At 60.9% G+C, this 19202-nt stretch carries 18 protein-coding genes; 9 read left to right on the forward strand and 9 right to left on the reverse strand.

Translation table 11 applies throughout. From position 1 onward, the window contains the following. The first annotated feature begins 32 nt into the window (after positions 1–32). From HYPMC_RS02905 to truA, 6 genes are all read left to right on the forward strand, one after another. A complete protein-coding gene (locus tag HYPMC_RS02905) occupies positions 33–1397 on the forward strand; it encodes an MATE family efflux transporter (protein WP_013946280.1) in 1365 nt (454 codons plus the stop codon). Between the two features lie 91 nt (positions 1398–1488). Then, on the forward strand, positions 1489–2475 hold the full coding sequence (locus HYPMC_RS02910) for an NAD-dependent epimerase/dehydratase family protein (protein ID WP_013946281.1): 987 nt from the start codon (positions 1489–1491) through the stop codon (positions 2473–2475). A 32-nt stretch (positions 2476–2507) separates the two neighbouring features. Continuing rightward, the gene (def, locus tag HYPMC_RS02915; protein WP_041300646.1) at positions 2508–3014 is read left to right on the forward strand and encodes a peptide deformylase; all 507 of its coding nucleotides are present in this window, start codon (positions 2508–2510) and stop codon (positions 3012–3014) included. A gap of 89 nt (positions 3015–3103) precedes the next feature. Beyond that, positions 3104–4039, forward strand: coding sequence for a methionyl-tRNA formyltransferase (gene fmt, locus HYPMC_RS02920; protein ID WP_041300648.1), 936 nt, complete (start codon positions 3104–3106; stop codon positions 4037–4039). 75 nt (positions 4040–4114) lie between these two features. Further along, on the forward strand, positions 4115–4429 hold the full coding sequence (locus HYPMC_RS02925) for a hypothetical protein (RefSeq protein WP_013946284.1): 315 nt from the start codon (positions 4115–4117) through the stop codon (positions 4427–4429). A 70-nt stretch (positions 4430–4499) separates the two neighbouring features. Further along, positions 4500–5300 (forward strand): tRNA pseudouridine(38-40) synthase TruA, encoded by an 801-nt coding sequence (truA, locus tag HYPMC_RS02930; protein WP_013946285.1) that lies wholly within the window; start codon positions 4500–4502, stop codon positions 5298–5300. Here truA and folE read toward each other — a convergent pair. The 5 genes from folE to mgtE form a co-directional block, all read right to left on the reverse strand. Beyond that, a complete protein-coding gene (folE, locus tag HYPMC_RS02935; protein ID WP_024275372.1) occupies positions 5248–5841 on the reverse strand; it encodes a GTP cyclohydrolase I FolE in 594 nt (197 codons plus the stop codon). The two genes, truA and folE, sit on opposite strands and share 53 nt — an antisense overlap. A 179-nt stretch (positions 5842–6020) precedes the next feature. Next, positions 6021–9221, reverse strand: coding sequence for an efflux RND transporter permease subunit (locus HYPMC_RS02940; RefSeq protein ID WP_013946287.1), 3201 nt, complete (start codon positions 9219–9221; stop codon positions 6021–6023). A gap of 60 nt (positions 9222–9281) precedes the next feature. Beyond that, positions 9282–10472, reverse strand: coding sequence for an efflux RND transporter periplasmic adaptor subunit (locus HYPMC_RS02945; protein ID WP_155831165.1), 1191 nt, complete (start codon positions 10470–10472; stop codon positions 9282–9284). 88 nt (positions 10473–10560) lie between these two features. Further along, a complete protein-coding gene (locus HYPMC_RS24055; RefSeq protein ID WP_013946290.1) occupies positions 10561–10776 on the reverse strand; it encodes a hypothetical protein in 216 nt (71 codons plus the stop codon). 32 nt (positions 10777–10808) lie between these two features. After that, positions 10809–12179, reverse strand: a complete 1371-nt coding sequence (gene mgtE, locus HYPMC_RS02950) for a magnesium transporter (RefSeq protein WP_013946291.1) — start codon at positions 12177–12179, stop codon at positions 10809–10811. A 340-nt stretch (positions 12180–12519) separates the two neighbouring features. Between mgtE and HYPMC_RS02955 the strand changes: the two genes are divergently transcribed. Continuing rightward, entirely contained in the window at positions 12520–12750 is a 231-nt protein-coding gene (locus HYPMC_RS02955) for a hypothetical protein (RefSeq protein ID WP_024275374.1), read from the forward strand. On the opposite strand, the gene HYPMC_RS02960 is transcribed toward HYPMC_RS02955, so the two are convergent. Next, a complete protein-coding gene (locus HYPMC_RS02960; protein WP_013946293.1) occupies positions 12723–13418 on the reverse strand; it encodes a TetR family transcriptional regulator in 696 nt (231 codons plus the stop codon). The two genes, HYPMC_RS02955 and HYPMC_RS02960, sit on opposite strands and share 28 nt — an antisense overlap. Positions 13419–13512: 94 nt before the next feature. Here HYPMC_RS02960 and HYPMC_RS02965 point away from each other — a divergent pair, with 94 nt between their 5' ends. Next, entirely contained in the window at positions 13513–14178 is a 666-nt protein-coding gene (locus HYPMC_RS02965) for an O-methyltransferase (RefSeq protein ID WP_013946294.1), read from the forward strand. 65 nt (positions 14179–14243) lie between these two features. Here HYPMC_RS02965 and HYPMC_RS02970 read toward each other — a convergent pair whose 3' ends face one another. Both HYPMC_RS02970 and HYPMC_RS02975 read right to left on the reverse strand, forming a co-directional pair. Beyond that, a complete protein-coding gene (locus HYPMC_RS02970) occupies positions 14244–15635 on the reverse strand; it encodes an NAD-dependent succinate-semialdehyde dehydrogenase (protein WP_013946295.1) in 1392 nt (463 codons plus the stop codon). Between the two features lie 430 nt (positions 15636–16065). Then, positions 16066–16806, reverse strand: coding sequence for an SDR family oxidoreductase (locus HYPMC_RS02975; RefSeq protein WP_013946297.1), 741 nt, complete (start codon positions 16804–16806; stop codon positions 16066–16068). A 127-nt stretch (positions 16807–16933) separates the two neighbouring features. Between HYPMC_RS02975 and HYPMC_RS02980 the strand changes: the two genes are divergently transcribed. After that, positions 16934–17845, forward strand: coding sequence for a LysR family transcriptional regulator (locus tag HYPMC_RS02980; RefSeq protein ID WP_013946298.1), 912 nt, complete (start codon positions 16934–16936; stop codon positions 17843–17845). Here HYPMC_RS02980 and HYPMC_RS24615 read toward each other — a convergent pair. Continuing rightward, the gene (locus HYPMC_RS24615) at positions 17842–19107 is read right to left on the reverse strand and encodes an energy transducer TonB (RefSeq protein WP_024275375.1); all 1266 of its coding nucleotides are present in this window, start codon (positions 19105–19107) and stop codon (positions 17842–17844) included. The genes HYPMC_RS02980 and HYPMC_RS24615 overlap by 4 nt on opposite strands. Between the last annotated feature and the right edge of the window lie 95 nt (positions 19108–19202).

Consider the following 19202-nt stretch of genomic DNA (forward strand, 5'->3'; position numbering starts at 1 on the left):
CGCGGATATCTCACCGCGGAAACGTCAGGCATATGGCGGAAGTCGAAATCGTCAGGCGCGGCGGTGGCGGGCCGAAGTTCGTCACGGGCTCGTTGTTGCGGCACATTTTGGCGATGACCGCTGCCGGTGCGCTCGGCTTGATGGCGGTGTTCGTCGGCGATCTTGCGAATATCTATTTTCTGTCGCGCATCGGTGACGACGCGATCGTCGCCGCCGTCGGCTACGCCAGTTCCATCCTCTTCTTCTCGACGTCTATCGGCATCGGGCTTTCCATCGCCGCTACGTCGCTGATCGCGCCGGCCCTTGGTGCGCAGCGGCGCGTCAGGGCACGGCGGTTGACGGCTAACGCGCACGTGATGGCGTTCGTTTTCTCAGCGATTGCGAGCTTGGCGCTGTGGTTCGCGATCGAGCCGCTGCTGCGGCTGCTCGGCGCCAGCGGGCGGACGCTCGATCTTGCAAGCTTCTATCTCGAAATTCTGCTGCCGACGCTGCCGTTTCTGTCGCTCGGCATGACATCGTCAGCGGTGCTGCGCTCTGTCGGCGATGCGCGTCGCGCGATGAACGTCACCCTGTCGGGCGCGATCGTCAATACGATCCTCGATCTGATTTTCATTGTGCATTTCGGGCTCGGCATCGAAGGTGCCGTGTTGTCGAGTTTGCTGGCGCGGCTGGTGATGATGGCCGTCGGGCTGTACGGTGTCGTACGCGTGCACGATCTGATGGGACGGCCGAAGATCGCGACGCTGAAGCAGGACGTCGGACCCTATTCGCGGATCGCAGCACCTGCCGTGCTGACGAATATCGCGCCGGCCGTCGGCAACGCCTACATTACGCACGCCATTGCGCCCTATGGCGATGCTGCTGTTGCGGCGTGGGCGATCATTGGACGGATCATTCCGGTGGCGTTCGGCGCGATCTTTGCGCTTTCCGGCGTGGTCGGACCGATCATTGGGCAGAATTTCGGTGCGGGCTTGCGGACGCGAATGCGCGACGCCTACACGCTCTCGCTGCTGACGATGGCGGCCTTCACGGCAGTTGCGTGGCTCGGTCTTGCGGTCGCGGCCGATCCTCTGGCGGGGCTATTTCATGCAACGGGCGAGGTGCGTGATCTGATCGTTTTCTTCTGCCGCTGGCTGTCGCCGCTGTTCGTTTTCATGGGCGCGATCTTCGTGACGAATGCCGTCTTCAATACGCTGGGTCGGCCGCACGTCTCGACGATTCTCAACTGGGGCCGCGCCACGGTTGGCACTATTCCTTTCGTCATTTGGGGCGGGAAGTTTTACGGTGCCGAAGGCGTGCTCGCGGGTAATTTGGTTGGTGGCGTCGCCTTTGGCCTAATTTCCATATTTGTAGGCTACCGTTTGGTTGCGCGCGTTGGGGAAACGCTGAGACTTTAGCGCGCGCGGCGTTGCACTTTCGGACGAGACGGTCCTAGATCGTCTTGGAAGAGTCGATTGCAGCGCCACGTTGAGCTAACGGAGAGCGGGTGTGGCTATTGCCCAACGCATTCTCGTGACTGGAGCGTCGGGTTTCATCGGACAGCATGTCGTCCGCGTACTGGCGGAGCGTGGCTATAACGTCCGGGCGGCGTCGCGGCACCCCATCGTATTTGACAGTCCTCGCGTCGAGGGCGTTGCCGTCGGCGACATGTCGCGATCGTTCGCCGCGGAATTCCTCGTGCGCGGCGTCGATGCCGTCGTGCACGCGGCCGGGCTTTCGGCGGCGCGGACCGATCTGCCGTCTGCGGCCTATACGGCTATCAATGTTGATGCAACGCGGCAGCTGGCCAGAGCCGCCCGTTCGGCGCGGGTGAAGCGCTTCGTCTTGATGTCGTCGATCCGAGCGCAGGTGGGCGTGACCTATCCTGGGCTCGTGACGGAGGCGACGCCGGCCGCGCCGACGGACGCCTACGGCCGGTCGAAGCAGGCGGCGGAAGCCGTCACGGCACAGATGCTCGATGGTTCGGCGACGCGTTGGACCGTGCTCCGGCCGGTGCTGGTTTATGGACCGGGCGTCAAAGGCAATATGGCGGCGCTGCTGAAAATCGCCGCTTTGCCGGTGCCGCTGCCGTTCGGGGCGCTTAAAGCGCGGAGGTCGCTGGTCAGCATCGGCAACCTCATCAGCGCGCTGCAATATATTCTGCAAACCCAAACTGCTGAAAATGCTGCATTTATCGTGGCAGACCCGGAGGCTTTGACGATGGCCGAGATCATCCGTGCGCTGCGGCGAGGGCTCGGGCGGCCGGAAATGCTGCTTCCCGTGCCGGACACATCGCTCGCCCGCCTGCTGCGGCTTGCCGGGAAGGGCGATTTCGCCGACCGGCTAACGGGTGATCTGGTCGTTGACGCGGCCCGGTTGCGCCGGATTGGCTGGGCCCCGCCGGAGACAACCGCCGCGGCGCTCGCGGCCTCTGTGGCGACGCGGCAACCTGCCGGGGATCAGGTCTCGGAACGGTATAGAGACGCACGCCATTGACCGCGGCTGCGGCCTTTCATATGTCAGGCGCCATGGCCGTACTTCCCATTCTCACCATTCCCGATCCCGTCCTGCGCAAGATCTCAGATCCGGTCGAGCGCGTAGACGATGCCGTCGTCAAGCTGATGGACGACATGCTGGAGACGATGTACGCGGCGCCGGGTGTCGGCCTTGCCGCGCCGCAGGTCGGCGTGCTGAGGCGCGTCGTCGTGCTCGATACCTCGGACGAGGGCGAGCCGCCCAATCCGCTCGCCATGGCCAATCCGGAACTCGTCGCGCTGGGTTCGACGACGCGGTTGCATGAGGAAGGCTGTCTGTCCATTCCCGACGTGCGCGTCGAAATCGAGCGACCGGCGGAAGTAACCGTGCGCTACATCGACCGGAACGGCAAAGAGCAGGAGCTTAAGGCTGACGGTTTGCTCGCGACTGCCATCCAGCATGAGATCGACCATCTCGACGGCCAGCTCATCATCGATTTCCTGTCGCGGCTGAAGCGCGATATGGTCATCCGCAAGTTCAAGAAGCAGTCGCGAAGCTAAGGTTTTGGTTGGCGCGTGCGACTGACCTCCGGTCAGCCGGCCGCACGCGCGAAATTTGGGTCGTCGATCGCGCCTACAAAAGAGTCCATATGCCATTGAAGATCGTATTCATGGGGACGCCGGATTTTTCCGTGCCTGTGCTCGATGCGGTCGTGGCGGCGGGGCATGAGGTTGTCGCGGTTTATAGCCAGCCGCCGCGTCCGGCGGGACGGGGCATGGCGGAAGCGAAATCGCCGGTGCATCGGCGTGCGGAAGCTCTCGGTATTCCAGTTCGCACGCCGGTGAATTTCAAAAGCAACGACGATCGCCAGGCATTTGCGGCGTTGCAGGCCGATGCGGCGGTGGTCGTTGCCTACGGCCTGCTGCTACCGAAAGCGATCCTGGACGCGACGCGGCTCGGTTGTTTTAACGTGCACGCCTCGAAGCTGCCGCGCTGGCGAGGGGCGGCGCCGATCCAGCGTGCGATCATGGCGGGCGATGCGGTCACGGCCGTCAACATCATGCGCATGGAGCAGGGACTCGACACCGGGCCGGTGTGCGTCGGCCGTGATGTTCCCATTTCGCCGGACATGACGGCAGGCGAGCTGCACGACATCCTGTCGAAGCTTGGCGCGGAACTGATGGTCGAGGCGCTGGGCAAACTCGAAGCGGGGACGCTCGCATGTGTGCGGCAGCCGGACGAAGGCGCGACTTATGCCGCCAAGATCGACAAGAGCGAGGCGCGGATTGATTTCTCGCGGTCTGCAAAAGAGGTCGCGGATCACATTCGCGGTCTGTCGCCGTTTCCCGGCGCGTGGTTTGAGATTTCGCTCGGCGGGAAGCCTGAGCGGATCAAGGTTTTGCTGGCGGCCGTTGTCGATGGTTCGGGTGCGCCCGGTACGCTGATCGACGACCGGTTGACCATTGCCTGCGGCAGCGGCGCGATCCGGATCGTGAAGCTGCAACGGGCCGGCAAGCAACCGATGGCGGCTTCGGATTTTCTGCGTGGTACGCCGGTTGCGGCCGGGACACCATTTTCCCGTTAATGATATCCGACGTCCGGGCTGCAAAGACCGGCGCTTGAGGCTACAACCCAGTGGTTGGTAGCGGCGAGTGCGAGAATGTTTCGGCAGGTCTGCGTTGGTCTTGTTTTGACGGCTGCTCTTCCCGTTGCAGCCATGGCTGCGGACTTCGGAGCGCCGACCGGTCCGACTGGCAGACATCTCGTGCCGGGCGCTGACGTGACGATCGAAAGCGGCGTCAGGGTCATTCGTCCGGTGCCGTTCGATCCCGCGTGGGTGGTTGGCGAGGAGACCGAGATTCCCGGCGGGGTCGTGTATCGCGGCGCTGCCTTCTACCGGGTTCCGGGTGTGCGAGCGCCGAAGGCTGTCCATAGAGTGAAGCCTCAAACACCCGACAAGCAGAACGAAGAATAACTGCCAAACGTTGAGCCTGCGCTCCGGAACGGCTAGGGATGGCGCGATCATCCCTGAGCACTGAGTTTGAATGCCCCGCTATCGCATCACCATTGAATACGACGGAACGCCATTTGTCGGCTGGCAACGGCAGGCGCAGGGCCTTTCGATCCAAGGCCTGCTTGAAGACGCGATCCGCAAGTTCTCGCAAGAGACGGTCGGCGTGCGCGGCGCCGGGCGCACGGATGCGGGCGTGCATGCGCTGGGTCAGGTCGCGCATTTCGACTTGAGCAAAGAGTGGTCGCCGGGCCGCGTTCGCGACGCGATGAACTTTCATTTGCGTCCGCATCCGATCGGTATCGTTGCGTGTGCGGCTGTCGATGCCGAGTTCGACGCCCGTTTCAGCGCGATCAAGCGGCACTACAAGTATCGTCTGCTGACGCGCCGCGCGCCGCCGATCCTTGATCGTAACCGCGTGTGGTGGACGATGCAGGAGCTCGATGCGGGCGCGATGCATGAAGCTGCGCAAGTGCTCGTCGGCAAGCACGATTTCACGACCTTCCGCGCCGCGCAGTGCCAGGCGGCGTCGCCCGTCAAGACGCTCGACAGGTTCGAGATTTCCCGAGACGGCGACGAGATCGTCTGCACCGTGTCAGCGCGTTCGTTCCTGCACCATCAGGTGCGGTCGATGGTCGGGAGCTTAAAGCTCGTCGGCGAAGGCAAGTGGGCTCGGGCGGACCTCGCAAAGGCGCTGGCTGCGGCGAACCGGGAGGCGTGTGGGCCCGTCGCGCCGGCGTCGGGCCTTTACCTCGTCGCGGTCAATTATCCGCCCGCAAACGTCACGACGTCTTCGTATCCTCCGTCACCAGCGCCAGAAATTCCTGACGCGTGATCGCGTTGTCGCGGAAGACGCCGAGCATGCGGCTTGTCACCATGTCGGTTCCCGGCTTGAGTACGCCGCGCGTCGTCATGCAATGATGCTCGGCCTTGATTATGACTGCCACACCCTGAGGATGCAGCGCCTCTTCGATCGCATTGGCGATTTGGGCCGTCATTTTCTCTTGGATCTGAAGCCGCTTGGCATAGGCATTCACCACCCGCGCGAGTTTCGAAATGCCGACAACGCGGCCATTGGGAATATATCCGACCCAGGCGCGGCCGATGATCGGCGCCATGTGGTGCTCGCAGTGGCTTTCGAAGCGGATGCCGCGCAGCACGATCATCTCATCGTAGCCTTCGATTTCCTCGAAGGTCTTGTTGAGGATCGCTTCGGGATCTTCGCCGTACCCGCGGAACCATTCCTCAAAGGCCTTGGTGACGCGGGCAGGCGTCTCCTTCAGGCCGTCGCGGTCGGGGTCTTCGCCCGTCCAGCGGAGGATGGTCTTGATGGCGGATTCGACGTCGGCGCGCGTCGGCTTCTTATCTGAATTCATGAGAACACTGAGTTGTTGTGAGAAGACGGTCATGCCAACGGGGGCAAACGAAGCGCCCTTATAGACCCATTGGATTTGAGACGGCAAATACCTGTTGCCGCCTCTCTAGATGGGGACCGATGGCCGGTTTGTCGACCCCGCAAGGCCGGACAAGTTAATTTGGCGCTCGCCGTGCCTTTTTAAGCCGATGGTGTGCCCGCCGCCGGGGTATGCGGCGTTTGGTGCGGATCGGCATGCGGATCTCTCCGCGGCGACAGTTTCCGGACGACGACGTAGAAGATCGGCGTGAAGATCAGGCCGAAGAGCGTCACGCCGAGCATACCCGCGAACACGGCCGTGCCCAGCGATTGCCGCATCTCGGCGCCTGCTCCTTCGGCGAAGACCAGCGGCACGACGCCCAGGATGAAGGCCAGCGACGTCATCAGGATCGGCCGCAGACGGGTGCGGGCAGCTTCGACGGCGGCGTCGACGCGGGACAGGCCGTTGTCCTCGCCCTGTTTGGCGAACTCCACGATCAAAATGGCGTTCTTGGCCGCGAGGCCGACGAGCACGATCAAGCCGATCTCGACCAGGATATTGCGATCGAGGCCACGGATGTTCACGCCGATCATTGCCGCCAGGATACACATCGGCACGATCAGGATGACGGCAATCGGCAGCGCCCAGCTTTCGTAGAGCGCCGCGAGCAGCAGGAACACGAAGACGACGGACAGGCCGAAGGCGTAGATTGCGGTATTGCCCGCAAGCTTTTCCTGCAGCGCGATCTCGGTCCATTCGAAACCGAAGCCTTGCGGCAGGACTTTCTCTGCGATCGCTTCCATCGTCGCAATGGCCGTGCCGCTCGAATAGCCGCGCGCAAGCTGAACCTGCACTTCGGCAGACGGATAGAGATTGTAGCGCGGCACGCGATAGGCGCCGGTCGTGTCCTGGAAGGTTGCGACCGAACCTATCGGCACCATGTCGCCGTCGTTGTTGCGCGTCTTCAGGTTGGAGACGTCGCGCAGCGACAGGCGATATGGGTTGTCGCCTTGCGCTGTGACGCGATAGGTGCGGCCGAGGATATTGAAGTCATTGATGAAGGCCGAGCCCATATAAACCGAGAGCGTTTCGAACACGCGGCTGATCGGAACGCCAAGCTGTTCGGCTTTGGTGCGGTCGATGTCGGCATAGACCTCAGGCGTGCGCACGTTGAAGAGCGTGAAGGCCTGCGTGAAGCCCGGCGTCTGGCCGGTGGCGCCGGCCATTGCCCAGGCCGCGCCTTCGAGCGCGGGCAGGCCGCGTCCCGCTTTATCCTGAACATAGCCTTTGAGGCCGCCGCCGGTTCCGATGCCGGGCACAGAGGGCGGTTCCAGCACGAAAATGAAAGCGTCCTTGAGGGTCGCCATTTGCTGGCGCAGGTCGGCAAGGATCATATCCTTGGTCAGGCCGCTGGCGATGCGCTGTTCGAACGGTTCCAGGCCGACGAAGACGACGCCGGTGTTGGGCGCGTTCGTGAATGTCGCGCCGTCGAAGCCGACGAATTCGACGGCGTTGGCGACGCCCGGCCGATGCATGATGATTTCGGAGGCGCGGCGCACGACTTCATCGGTACGCTTCAAGGTGGAGCCCGGCGGAAGCTGGAAGACCGTGATGAAGTAGGCGCGATCGAGCTGCGGGATGAGACCCGTCGGCGTCGCCGTTAATCGCTCATAGGTGACGTAGAGCAGGCCGGCGTAGACAAGGAGCAGAACGGCGGCGACGCGGATCAGGTTGCGCGTCAGCCAGGCGTAGCCATGCGACAGCGTGCTGAAGGCCCAGTTGAAGCCGGCGAAGAACCAGCGCAGGGGCGCACCGAGGATTGTCGCGATGGGATTGCGCTTTTCATGCTCTCCGGCGTGCGGTTTCAAGAGCAACGCAGCCATGGCGGGCGAAAGCGAGAGCGAGACCATCAGCGAAATTGCGGTCGAAGCGGCGATGGTGATAGCGAACTGCTTGAAGAAGGAGCCTTGCAGGCCGGTGATGAAGGCGGTCGGCAAGAAGACGCCGATCAGCACCAGCGAGATTGCAAGCAGCGCGCCGCCGACTTCATCCATCGTCTTATGAGCGGCCTCCTTCGGCGTCATGCCTTGGGCAATGTAGCGCTCGACGTTCTCGACAACGACGATAGCGTCGTCAACGACGATGCCGATGGCCAACACCAAGCCGAACAGCGACAGCGTGTTAAACGTGATGCCGACGAGGCTCATGATGAAGAAGGTGCCGACCAGCGATACGGGGATCGCCAGGATTGGGATGATCGCCGCGCGCCATGTCTGCAAAAACAGGATGACGACGAGGACGACGAGCACCAGTGCTTCGATGAGCGTATGGATGACGGCGTCGATCGAGAACTGAATGAACTCCGTCGGGTTATAGACGACCGCATAGCCGACGCCCGGCGGGAAGCTCTTCTTCAGGTGCTCCATCTCGGCCTTGACGTTGGCGGCCGTCGCCAGCGCGTTCGAACCCGGCTTTTGGAAGATGACGAGCGCGGTCGCGACCTTGTTATTGAGATAGGCGTTGACGGTATAGTCCTGCGAGCCCAGCTCGACGCGGGCGATATCGCGGATGCGAACGACCGAGCCGTCCGGTTCGGCGTGCACGACGATATTTTCGAACTGATCCGGCGATGACAGACGTCCGAGCGTCTTGACGTTGATCGTGAAGGCGCCGTCGGATGACGCGGGCGGCTGATTGATCGAGCCTGCCGCAACCTGCAAATTGGCGGCTTGGAGCGCCGAGACGACCTCACCTGCGGTCAGACCGCGAGCTGCGACTTTGTCGGGGTCGAGCCAGATACGCATCGAGTAGTCGCGGGCGCCGAAGACCTGGACGTCGCCGACGCCGTCGATGCGGGTCAGCACGTCTTTGACGTAGAGCGTCGCGTAGTTCGAGATGTACTGCTGATCGCGCGTGCCGTCAGGTGAGATCATGTGCACGACCATCATCAGGTCGGGCGAGGCCTTGCGTACAGAGATGCCGAGCCGGCGCACGTCTTCCGGCAGGCGGGGCTCAGCAACCGCGACGCGGTTCTGGACCAGAACCTGCGCCTGATCGACATTGGTGCCCGGCTTGAAGACGACGTTGATCGTCAACTGGCCGTCGCCGGTCGATTGCGAGTTGACGTAGAGCATGTCGTCGACGCCGTTGACTTCCTGCTCGATCGGCGTGGCGACGGTTTCGGCGATGACTTGGGCGGACGCGCCGGGATACGTAGCGTGCACGGCAACCGTCGGTGGCGCGATGTCGGGATATTCTGCGATGGGCAGAAACCGCATCGAGATCAACCCGAGGATCGTAATGATGATCGAGACGACTGCAGCGAAGATCGGCCGGTCGATAAAAAAGTGAGACAGACGCATCGGGCCCTATCGGCGTTGGAAGCTTCAGACGGAATGCTCGTTCAGGCGCGGCGGCGCAGATCAGTTCTGCGCCGTCTTCTCGGGCGGTTTGATCGCTCCCTCGGTCGGCGCAACTTTCGTTCCCGGCCGAATGGCGGGGTTTGCGACGCCTTCGATCACGATACGGTCGTCCGGCTTCAGTCCAGAGGTGATGACACGCAAGCCTTCGTACATCTGGCCGAGCGTCACCGGCGTGGCGGTGACAACGTTGTCGGCATTGACGGTATAAAGAATTTTGCTCGCCTGATCGGAGATGATGGCATCGTCGGGAACGAGAAGCGCATCCGCGTCGCCGCCGTAAACGGCGATGCGGGCGAAAAGTCCGGGCGTCAGCAGATCGTCTTTGTTAGACAGAACGGCGCGGCCGCGGATGGTGCCTGAGCGTTGATTGAAGGCGTTGTCGATGAAGTCCATCGTGCCCTCGTGCGCCCAGTCCTTTTCGTCGGCGAGTTTCACGCGGACGGGAACGGGCGCGAGGCGGGATGCGGGAAGCACGCCCGACTTCCGCTTGCGGGCATCGCGCATGTAGTCGGCTTCGGAGGTATCGAAGACGAAGTGAATGGGGTCGGTCGTGACGATGGTCGCCATCAAGGTCGAATTGACCTGACCGCCGATCACGAGGTTGCCGACGTCGATTTTCTTGTCCGAGACGCGGCCGGAGATCGGAGCGCGCACTTCCGCCCATTCCAGATTGAGCTCGGCCGATTTGAGATTGGCCTTTGCCGACATCACCTGGGCTTCGGCGACGCCGAGGCTCGATTTGCGCTGCTCGTAGACCTGTTCACTCAAGACTTTCGTTTCGACGAGCGGGCCGGCGCGTTCGAGATCGGCCTTGGCAAATTCGACCTGGGCCTGCGTGCGCGCGACATCCGCTTTCGCGGCTTCGACGGCGATCTGGAACGGCCGTTTATCGAGCGTGAAGAGGAGATCGCCCTGTTTTACGATCGTGCCTTCCTTGAAATTGACCTGATCGACGTAGCCGCTGACGCGTGGGCGCAGCTCGACGCGGGCGACGGCTTCGAAGCGGCCGGGAAATTCGTCCCACGTCTTGATGTGCTTCGCGATCGGGGGCGCCACGGTGACCGGAAACGCCGGTGGCGCGCTCTGCGCGCTTGCAGATTGGACGTTGCTCGCGATGAAGGCCATCGCGGCCAGCACGGACAAGGCCGAGCATCGAGGCTTAAGCCTCACAAGGGCGGTGGTCGTCGTCATTTTTTCAGAATCCACAGGCGAGAATTTTCCACGGCGCGCCGACGCCAGTGGACAATAGTACATCACATGCATTCCGACGATCCGAAATTCAATGATGTTGACCATCATTGCGGCCCATCTCATTGCGGGCAAAGGGCATTTCGTCCCGAGACAGTGGCCATAAAGCCTCGATCGAATAAGAGGCTTTCAAAACTAGGATTTCAGTAAGCCGCTCAATCCCAGCAGAAATGCCGCGATCGTTTGCAGGCTGTATGAAAATACGACACGAAAATAACGAAGGCGCATGCAGGTTTTTTGTCTGCATACGCCTTTCCGTTCCAAAGTATGATTTTCGCTCTAAAGCAGTGTGCCCCGCAGCACGAGCATGGCGACGCTAAAATAGATCATCAGGCCGGTGACATCGACGAGCGTTGCGACAAACGGGGCTGACGCGCTCGCGGGGTCGAAGCCAATGCGTTTCAGCAAGAACGGCAGCATTGCGCCGGTCAGCGAGCCGAAGGTGACAATGCCGATGAGGCCGAGCCCGACGGTCAAGGCGACGAGCTGCCAGTGCGGGCCGTAGTCGAAGATACCGATCGTCTGCCACAGCGAAATGCGCGCGATGCCGATGATGCCGAGGATGGTGCCAAGCGTAATGCCCGTCGGAATCTCGCGGATGGCGACGCGCCACCAGTCGCGCAGCCGGATTTGTCCGAGCGCAAGCGCACGAATGAGAAGCGATGTCGACTGCGAGCCGGAGTTGCCGCCCGAGCTCATGATCAGCGGAATAAAAAGCGTTAAGACCACCGCCTTTTCAAGCTCATCGGAATAATGCTGCATCGCGCTCGCTGTCAGCATTTCGCCGAGAAACAAGGCGCAAAGCCAACCGGCGCGCTTCTTGATCATCTCCAGGAAGCCGATTTCCAGATACGGCTCGGCGATGCCTTCGACACCGCCGAACTTCTGCACGTCTTCGGTACTCTCATCGAGGATGGCGTCGATCACGTCATCGACGGTGACAATGCCGAGCACGCGGTGCCTGGCGTTGAGAACCGGGACGGCGAGAAGGTCGTGGATCGAGATCAGCCGTGCGACTTCTTCGCGATCGGTGTCGGGATCAACCCAGATCGGATCGCGATCGGGTGCGACCTCTAGAATGGGTTGATCGGGCTCGCCGGTAATCAGCTGACGCAGCGTGACAGTGCGCACGAGGATGCGCGACACAGGATCAATAACATAGATCGCATAGACGGTTTCGCGTGTGTGCTCGACCTCGCGGATCAGCCGCAAGGTGTCGGCGACCGTGAACGTCGAGGGGACGCTGACGAACTCGGTCGTCATGATGCTGCCGGCGGTGCCCTCATGGTAGGCGAGCAGCAGCTTCAGGGATTGGGCGGTCTCGAAATCGAGAAGCGACAGCAGCTTCGTGCGGTCGGGACCGTCGAGCTGACGCAGGAGGTCGGCCGCGCGGTCGGCGGACATGCCGGTCAGGACCTGGCCTGCAAACTCCTCTGGGAGTTCGAGGATCAGGTCGCTGGCGCGGGACAGCTCGGGGCGGTCGAAGATTTCAACGACGCGATCGAGTGGAAGCTGCGCCAGAATTGACGCAGCTGTTTCGAGGTCTTCCTCGTTGAGCTGAGCGACAATGTCGGCGTCGTGCTCTTCGAGCAACTCGACCAGAACGATCGGGTCGACATCGTCACCCGATGCTTTGCGGATGTTTTCCATGGCTCACCTTCCGATCCGCCGTCGCACGGATCGTGGGAGCCGACCCAACGGTCAGTCCACGAGCCTCGACGGCCGGGGCAATCGACTACTGTCGCTAGACAAGGGTTGGGTTCCTTCGGATTCGCGGCACCTTAAACAGGGGCAACCGCGCGGTTCACATGAGCCGTTCGGGAGTAATAGTCAAGATCAACACGTTCGATCTTTTGGATTTTTCCCTCGGCTGGACGGCCAGGGTGATGGCTCACGCTAGAATTATGGAGATGGTGTCTGCGGCGGCCTTGCGCGCGCCGACATTTCGTCGGCAAACTCGGATGGTTTTGGGATTTGCGGCGTGTGGCACATGGGTGGCACCAGAACAAGCACTCCCGATCTGCTGGAACCGGGAACACACGTGTTCTCCGGTACCGTTCGGGTGTGGGGCAATGATTACGCCGAGCTCCATACCGACAGCGGCGTCACCATTCAGCTTGTCACCCAGGGGCTTCATACCTTGCGAGACGGCGCGCGGATCACGGTCGTGACGCGGCGGTATCGGCCGCTCTATCAGATCGAAGAGGTGTTGGACACCTGACGAGCACGTTTTGGTCCAGCTATCCTTAGCTGGCAGCCAGGATTTGCCAGCCCGTCCAAGTAAGCGCAAAACATATCGGCTAGAGCACCGGCAAAGGCCTTAATTTCCGCCGGGGTGCGCGGCGTTTCCGAGAACTGCTTTCCGACGGTGCTAAGCGTCGTCTTGATAAGTTTGGCTGCCAACGATTGCTGCGACTTCGAGGCATTGGGCAATGCTTCACGCATGAAATTGTCCATCGCTCGTGCGCTTGATGCTCTCGCTTCCTTTGCTTCCGGAGCATTGCGGTAGAGAGGGGCGGCGTCGTCCAACGCGACACGGACTGCGGCTTCGTCGCATTCCGATCGGATAAAGGTATGTACGAGCGTTCGGAGTCGTTGAAGCGCTGGTTTGCGTGAGTCGCCGAGAATGCTGCTCAACAACTCTGTCGTCTGCCGCCACTCGTCGCACTGGAGACGAAAGAGGATCGCCGCCTTGTTCGGAAAATACTGATAGAGCGAGCCGACGCTGACTCCGGCTCTTTCGGCGACTCTCGCAGTCGTGAAACGCTGCGCACCTTCTTTCGCTAAAACCTGAATAGCAGCGTCCAGAATGGCCGTTACAAGCTCGGTGGAGCGGGCCTGCCGAGGTTCTTTTCGCGAGGAAATTTGGGTTCTTTTTTTTCGGGACATGGGCGGCGTAGGGAATGCGAATAGTGAATGCGATTGATTAATCGTATTCTTGATCGGGCGGAAGACTGATCAAAAGTCGTAGGAGAGATTTACGATGAATACGCTGACTACACCCCCTGTTGGGCCGCTTCTGGATAGGCTTTTTGAAGTAGCTAGCGCCATCTCGCCGACGGACAGTCCCGATTTTGCGGACCTTTCGTCCGAAGAACATGCGCGACTGATGAGCAGCAAGGTTGATTACCGGGATTTCTATCGGCGATTAAAGGACTTCCCGCTTGCGGTCTCGCGGGAGACGGGAACGTTGCTCTACATGCTTGCGCGCGGATGCCGGGCGCGATCAATCGTCGAATTCGGAATGTCATTCGGCGTTTCGACACTGCACCTCGCCGCGGCGCTTCGCGACAATGGCGGAGGCCGTCTAATCACGAGTGAGTTCGAGCCATCGAAAGTGGTAAAGGCACGCGAAAATCTGACGGCGGGCGGTGTGGTTGATCTGGTCGAAATTAGGCAAGGCGATGCGCTTCAGACGCTGAACGCCGATCTTCCTGAGGTCATCGACCTCGTGCTGCTGGATGGTGCGAAAGCACTTTACCCGGAAATTTTAAGCTTGCTGGAAAGCCGCCTCAGGCCGGGAGCCTTCGTGATCGCCGACAACGCCGATTACAGTCCCGACTATTTGACTCGCGTGCGTTCGCCATCGAATGGTTATCTTTCGACGCCGTTCGGTGACGATGTGGAAGTGTCGATGAGGCTCGGCTGATAAGAATTCGCACCGTGCGAGTTCTCCCGCACGGTGCGAATGGTCTTGTTTTGCTGTTCGGCCGCTTAGAACGCTGCGTCGATGTCGACGATATCGATCAGCTTGTGGTTCACAAACTCCTTGATGCCGAGGCCGAGCAACTCGCGGCCGTATCCTGAGCGCCGGACGCCGCCGAACGGCAGGTCGGCCTTGACCATGGTCGGATGGTTGACGAACACCATGCCGGTTGAGATGCGCTTGGCGACTTCGGCGCCATGAGCGGGGTTCGACGTGAAGACCGAACCGCCGAGGCCGAACGGCGAGTCGTTGGCGATGCGGACGGCATCGTCTTCGTCCTTAGCCTTGAAGATCATCGAAACAGGACCGAAGAACTCCCAGTAGCGGGCCGGGTTGTCTTCTGCGATATCGGTGAGGATCGTCGGCTGCAGGAATGCGCCCTGGTTGGGAACGCTCGGGCCGACTTCGATCGCCTTGGCGCCGTGCGCGACGGCCTGGCGGATCTTGTCCTTGAGGTCGTCGACGGCTTTCTGCGACGAGAGAGGTGCAAGCGTCGTGTTGGGATCCATCGGATCACCGGCGCGCAGCTCGGAAACGCCCTTGACGTAACGTTCCATGAAGCCGTCGTACGCCGGCTCTTCGATAATCATGCGCTTGGAGGATACGCAGACCTGGCCGGCATTCCAGTGGCGGCCGAACACGGCCCACTTCGCGGTCTTGTCGAGGTCGGCGTCTTTCAGGACGACGAAGGCGTCGGCGCCGCCGAGTTCCATCGTCGACTTCTTGAGCGCCTTGCCGGCTTCAGCCGCAACGATCGAACCGGCGTATTCGGAGCCGGTGAGGGCGACGCCGTGAACGCGCGGATCGTTGAGGACCACGCCGACGTGGGGATGATCCAAGAAGAGATTGATGAAGGCGCCGTCCGGCAGACCAGCTTCCAGCATGAGGCTTTCGAAGGCAATGGCGGATTGCGGAACGTTGGCGGCGTGCTTCAGCAGGATGACGTTACCTGCCGAGAGCTGGGGCGCGATGATGCGGGCGATCTGGTAGTAAGGGAAATTCCACGGTTCGATCGCGAGGATGATGCCGAGCGGATCGCAAACCAGAACGGCCTCGCCTTCTTCCGGATCTGCAACCGGAAGCTTTTCCGGAGCCAGCAGTTTCTCGGCGTTCTTGGCGTAATATTCAAAGATGCGGGCGGAAAGCTCAACTTCGGCTTTCGCTTCGGAAAGCAGCTTGCCCATTTCGATCGTCAGGATCGGCGCGTACTTATCGACATCGCGGCGCAGGAGGTCCGCAGCCTTCTGCATGATGCGCGCGCGTTCGCGAAACGACGTCTCGCGCCAGCTGAGAAATGTATCATGCGCTTTATCGATGGCCTGTTTGATTTCGGATTCGCTGGCCGTCGGAAAGGTCTTCAGGACTTCTCCCGTATAGGGGTTGGTCGTCACGAACTTCATCGTTTGTCCTTCCTAGGATTATCGTCTTGTTTTCCCGATCAGCGCGGGCCGAAGCTCTCAGGACTGATTTTTGGAAAGTGCGGGATGAACTAAGGGTTGCCCGGCGGTCGGGGAAAATATTGAGGTTCAATGTTTGGAGAATACGACTATGGTTCAAGACGACCTTGATGCAGAGCAATTCCCGGCTCGGTCCTAACGGCACGAGCATTGTCATCGCGTTTCGCGAAAAGTGACGATTGCCGCGAAAATCGACGATATTTTTGGACGCTCCAGGAAATTAAGAGAAGCGCACCGATGCCGATGCTTCGGCGCGCCCTCTATTATGAGATGATCTGCTATGCATTCTGTGCGCCGGGCAGCAATCCTTCAAAAGGCGCGAAATTTCCGATTGACTATCTTGCTTCAACTCAAGGTAGTCCGTCGTGGATTGTCAGATCATGCCGCCGTTTGCGCGCAGGACTTGACCGTTGATCCAGGCGCCTTCCGGGCCTGCGAGGAACGAGACGACATTGGCGATGTCTTCGGGAGTTCCGAGGCGTTCCATCGGGTTCATCTTCGCCATTTTATCGATCAACTCATCCGATTTGCCGTGAAGGAAAAGTTCGGTTGCGACGGGGCCGGGCGCAATCGCGTTCACGGTAATCGACCGGCCGCGCATTTCCTTCGCCATGATGCCCGTCATCGCTTCGACGGCAGCTTTGGTGGCGGCGTAGATGCCATAGTTCTCGAGTTTGAGGCCGACGACGCTGGTCGAGAAATTGATGATGCGGCCGCCGTTGCGCAGGTGTTTGCCTGCCTCACGCATGGCATTGAACGAGCCCTTCAAGTTGATGGCCACTTGGCGATCGAAAGCGGCGTCGTCGGCGTCGGAAATCGATGAGAGCGCCATAACGCCCGCATTGTTGACGAGCACGTCAATACCGCCGAAGGCCGTTTCGGCCGATTGAAACATGCGACGCACGTCCTCGGGCTTTGATACGTCGGCCTGGGCTGTCACGGCCTTGCCGCCCACCTTTTCGATCTTTCGCACGACGTCATCGGCCTGGGCGGCGCTGCCGGCATAGTTGACGACGACCGTGAAGCCGTCCCTGGCGAGACGCTCCGCGACGGTGGCCCCGATGCCGCGGGAAGCGCCTGTGACGATGGCGACCCTATTCTGGTTGGCGGTCATTTTTCCTTCTCCATTCGAAGAGCGCGCCGAAGCGCGTTTGCTGTTGGAGTGGATATGGACCTTTCAATTGGGCGGATAATCCGGCATTGTTCGGCATTACTATTCGGAATTTGCGAACAATTGGACGATGGACCGATTTGATGCCATGCGGGTTTTTTCGCGCGTCGTTGAGCGGCGGAGCTTTACGCTTGCGGCCGAAGACATGGGGCTGCCGCGCTCGACGGTGACGGATGCCGTCAAGCAACTCGAAGCGCGCCTTGGAGTGCAATTGCTGCAGCGGACCACCCGACACGTAAGTCCGACGCTCGATGGCGAGGCTTACTACCAGCGCTGCCTCTCCATTTTGGCTGATATCGAAGACGCCGAGGGCGCGTTTGCGGGCGCCAAGCCTAAAGGCCTGTTGCGGGTCGATGTGCACGGTACGCTCGGCCGCCATTTCCTGCTGCCGAGCCTGCCAGCGTTTCTCGAAACCTATCCCGACATCGAAATCTACATCAGCGAAGGCGATCGTTATGTCGATCTGGTCCGCGAAGGAATCGACTGCGTATTGCGCGCCGGATCACTTCAGGACAGCGATATGGTCGCGCGCCGTGTTGCAACGCTCGATGAAATGACGCTCGCCTCGCCCGGTTATATCGCAGCGCACGGATTGCCTCGGCATCCTGACGATTTGCCTGGAACACATGGGATGGTCGCGTTCCATTCGACCGCTACGGGCGGGCATCTGCCGCTGGAATTCATCGTCGATGGCAAGGTGCGCAATATCATGCTGCCATCGACTGTCTCGGTGAATGGCGCGGAGACCTATCACGCAGCGGCAAAGCTCGGTCTCGGACTCATTCAAATTCCGCGCTATCGCGGCGACATTGCGGTGCAGGCGGGCGAGCTTGTCGAAGTGCTGCCGGATTATCCGCCGACGTCGACGCCGGTTTCGCTGCTTTACCCGCGCAATCGCCAGCTGTCGCCGCGGGTCCGAGTTTTCATCGACTGGGTAGCCAAAGAATTTGCAGTGCGTAACGCCGAGGTACGGCGTGCCTAGCGCACGATGAATTTAAAAGGCTGCGTGAACGTCATAGGCTTCAGGCTCACTTCCGGCGGAATGGGCGGAAACGGCGTGGCGCGGTCGAGCGCGGCGAGTGCGGCCTCATCGAGAACGCGATATTTCGAGGATGAAGTCACTTCCTTCGAAAGAAGAGCGCCGTCGGTGCCGATCGTGTATTTCAAAACGACCACGCCCGTCTGCCGCGAACGTGGATTGACTTTCGAGTGCTGCACTCGGTCGTTGATTTGGCCCAGATAAATTCCGACGATACGTGCCTCGCCGCCGGTCTTCACCGTTGCCGAACTTTCTTCGGTGACGATCGCGACCTGCTCGGGTTGTGCCTCGACTTCCTTCGTATCGGGCTGCTGCTCTGCCATCGGGGTGGGGGGCGATGGCTTATCGATCTGCGTGACCTTCGATTCCTTGAGTTGGTCGAGGGGCGGCAAGTCTCCGGGCTTGCCGGAGCTTGGCGCTTTGAGAGGGTTCGGCAGCGGTGTTTCGGTAGGCTGCGCTGCGATCTGTTCAACCGCGTCTTTCTGCGGCGCTGCAATGGCGTCGAGCTGTTCGCTCGGCTTTGTTGTGGGGTGCTCCGGCGCAGGCCGTTGCTCTTCGACAGTTGCGGCAGCGTCGGGTTTCCGGCTTTCAACTTTGCTGGCGACGTCGCGGAGCAGCTGCGCCGTCGCAACGAGGGGGCGTTGGGCAGCCGGAGCTTGCTCGCGAACCGGCGCGACGTCTGGTGTAATTTGTCGTCCGGCGTCATCCGGAAGGTCGATCAGCGGGTTCGACGAGGTCACGGTCGGCGGTTGCGTCGACGGCTTTCGCGGTTCGATTGCCGGAATGTCCTCGGTGTTTTGTGCTTGCTGAACGTCCCGGGCGTCATGAAGTGGTGTCGGCGGCGCGACGGGCGATGATTGTGGAGCTGGTTTCTGCTGCGGAAGCATGGCGACGTCCTGCGCGCTTTTTTCCGGCGCACCGCCGCTCACGTCGCGTAACAGCATCGGCGTAACGGAGCTTGACGCTTCCGGCGGCGGCTTGCGCTCGTCCATCGGCACGACGTCCGGCGTCGCAAGGCTTTCGACGCTGTCGCCGCGATTGGCCACGGTATCGAGGACCATGCCCTGCGGCATCAGCTCAATGTCCTGTCCCGTGCCGAAATCGAGGATTTCCAACTCCTCGTTGTGAAGCCTGGGCCATATCGCGTAGCCGATCAAGCCGTGCACGGACAGCGAAAGCAGAATGGCAATCGTTCGCAGCAACATGGCAAGATCCAAGTTCTTCCCTGCTGGGTGCGAGGCGCAACTTGGCTGACGCAAAGATGCAGGCGGACAAAATTAGATTTTCCCGCCGGCCCGAT

Origin of the sequence: Hyphomicrobium sp. MC1, from assembly GCF_000253295.1 — a bacterium.
GTDB lineage: Bacteria > Pseudomonadota > Alphaproteobacteria > Rhizobiales > Hyphomicrobiaceae > Hyphomicrobium_B.

Bases quoted from the DNA above. Each gene is read 5' to 3' on its own strand.
- HYPMC_RS02905 (WP_013946280.1), top strand. From the start codon at position 33: ATGGCGGAAGTCGAAATCGTCAGGCGCGGCGGTGGCGGGCCGAAGTTC.
- def (WP_041300646.1), top strand. From the start codon at position 2,508: ATGGCCGTACTTCCCATTCTCACCATTCCCGATCCCGTCCTGCGCAAG.
- fmt (WP_041300648.1), top strand. From the start codon at position 3,104: ATGCCATTGAAGATCGTATTCATGGGGACGCCGGATTTTTCCGTGCCT.
- HYPMC_RS02925 (WP_013946284.1), top strand. From the start codon at position 4,115: ATGTTTCGGCAGGTCTGCGTTGGTCTTGTTTTGACGGCTGCTCTTCCC.
- truA (WP_013946285.1), top strand. From the start codon at position 4,500: ATGCCCCGCTATCGCATCACCATTGAATACGACGGAACGCCATTTGTC.
- folE (WP_024275372.1), bottom strand. From the start codon at position 5,841: ATGAATTCAGATAAGAAGCCGACGCGCGCCGACGTCGAATCCGCCATC.
- HYPMC_RS02940 (WP_013946287.1), bottom strand. From the start codon at position 9,221: ATGCGTCTGTCTCACTTTTTTATCGACCGGCCGATCTTCGCTGCAGTC.
- HYPMC_RS02945 (WP_155831165.1), bottom strand. From the start codon at position 10,472: ATGACGACGACCACCGCCCTTGTGAGGCTTAAGCCTCGATGCTCGGCC.
- HYPMC_RS24055 (WP_013946290.1), bottom strand. From the start codon at position 10,776: ATGCAGACAAAAAACCTGCATGCGCCTTCGTTATTTTCGTGTCGTATT.
- mgtE (WP_013946291.1), bottom strand. From the start codon at position 12,179: ATGGAAAACATCCGCAAAGCATCGGGTGACGATGTCGACCCGATCGTT.
- HYPMC_RS02955 (WP_024275374.1), top strand. From the start codon at position 12,520: ATGGGTGGCACCAGAACAAGCACTCCCGATCTGCTGGAACCGGGAACA.
- HYPMC_RS02960 (WP_013946293.1), bottom strand. From the start codon at position 13,418: ATGTCCCGAAAAAAAAGAACCCAAATTTCCTCGCGAAAAGAACCTCGG.
- HYPMC_RS02965 (WP_013946294.1), top strand. From the start codon at position 13,513: ATGAATACGCTGACTACACCCCCTGTTGGGCCGCTTCTGGATAGGCTT.
- HYPMC_RS02970 (WP_013946295.1), bottom strand. From the start codon at position 15,635: ATGAAGTTCGTGACGACCAACCCCTATACGGGAGAAGTCCTGAAGACC.
- HYPMC_RS02975 (WP_013946297.1), bottom strand. From the start codon at position 16,806: ATGACCGCCAACCAGAATAGGGTCGCCATCGTCACAGGCGCTTCCCGC.
- HYPMC_RS02980 (WP_013946298.1), top strand. From the start codon at position 16,934: ATGGACCGATTTGATGCCATGCGGGTTTTTTCGCGCGTCGTTGAGCGG.
- HYPMC_RS24615 (WP_024275375.1), bottom strand. From the start codon at position 19,107: ATGTTGCTGCGAACGATTGCCATTCTGCTTTCGCTGTCCGTGCACGGC.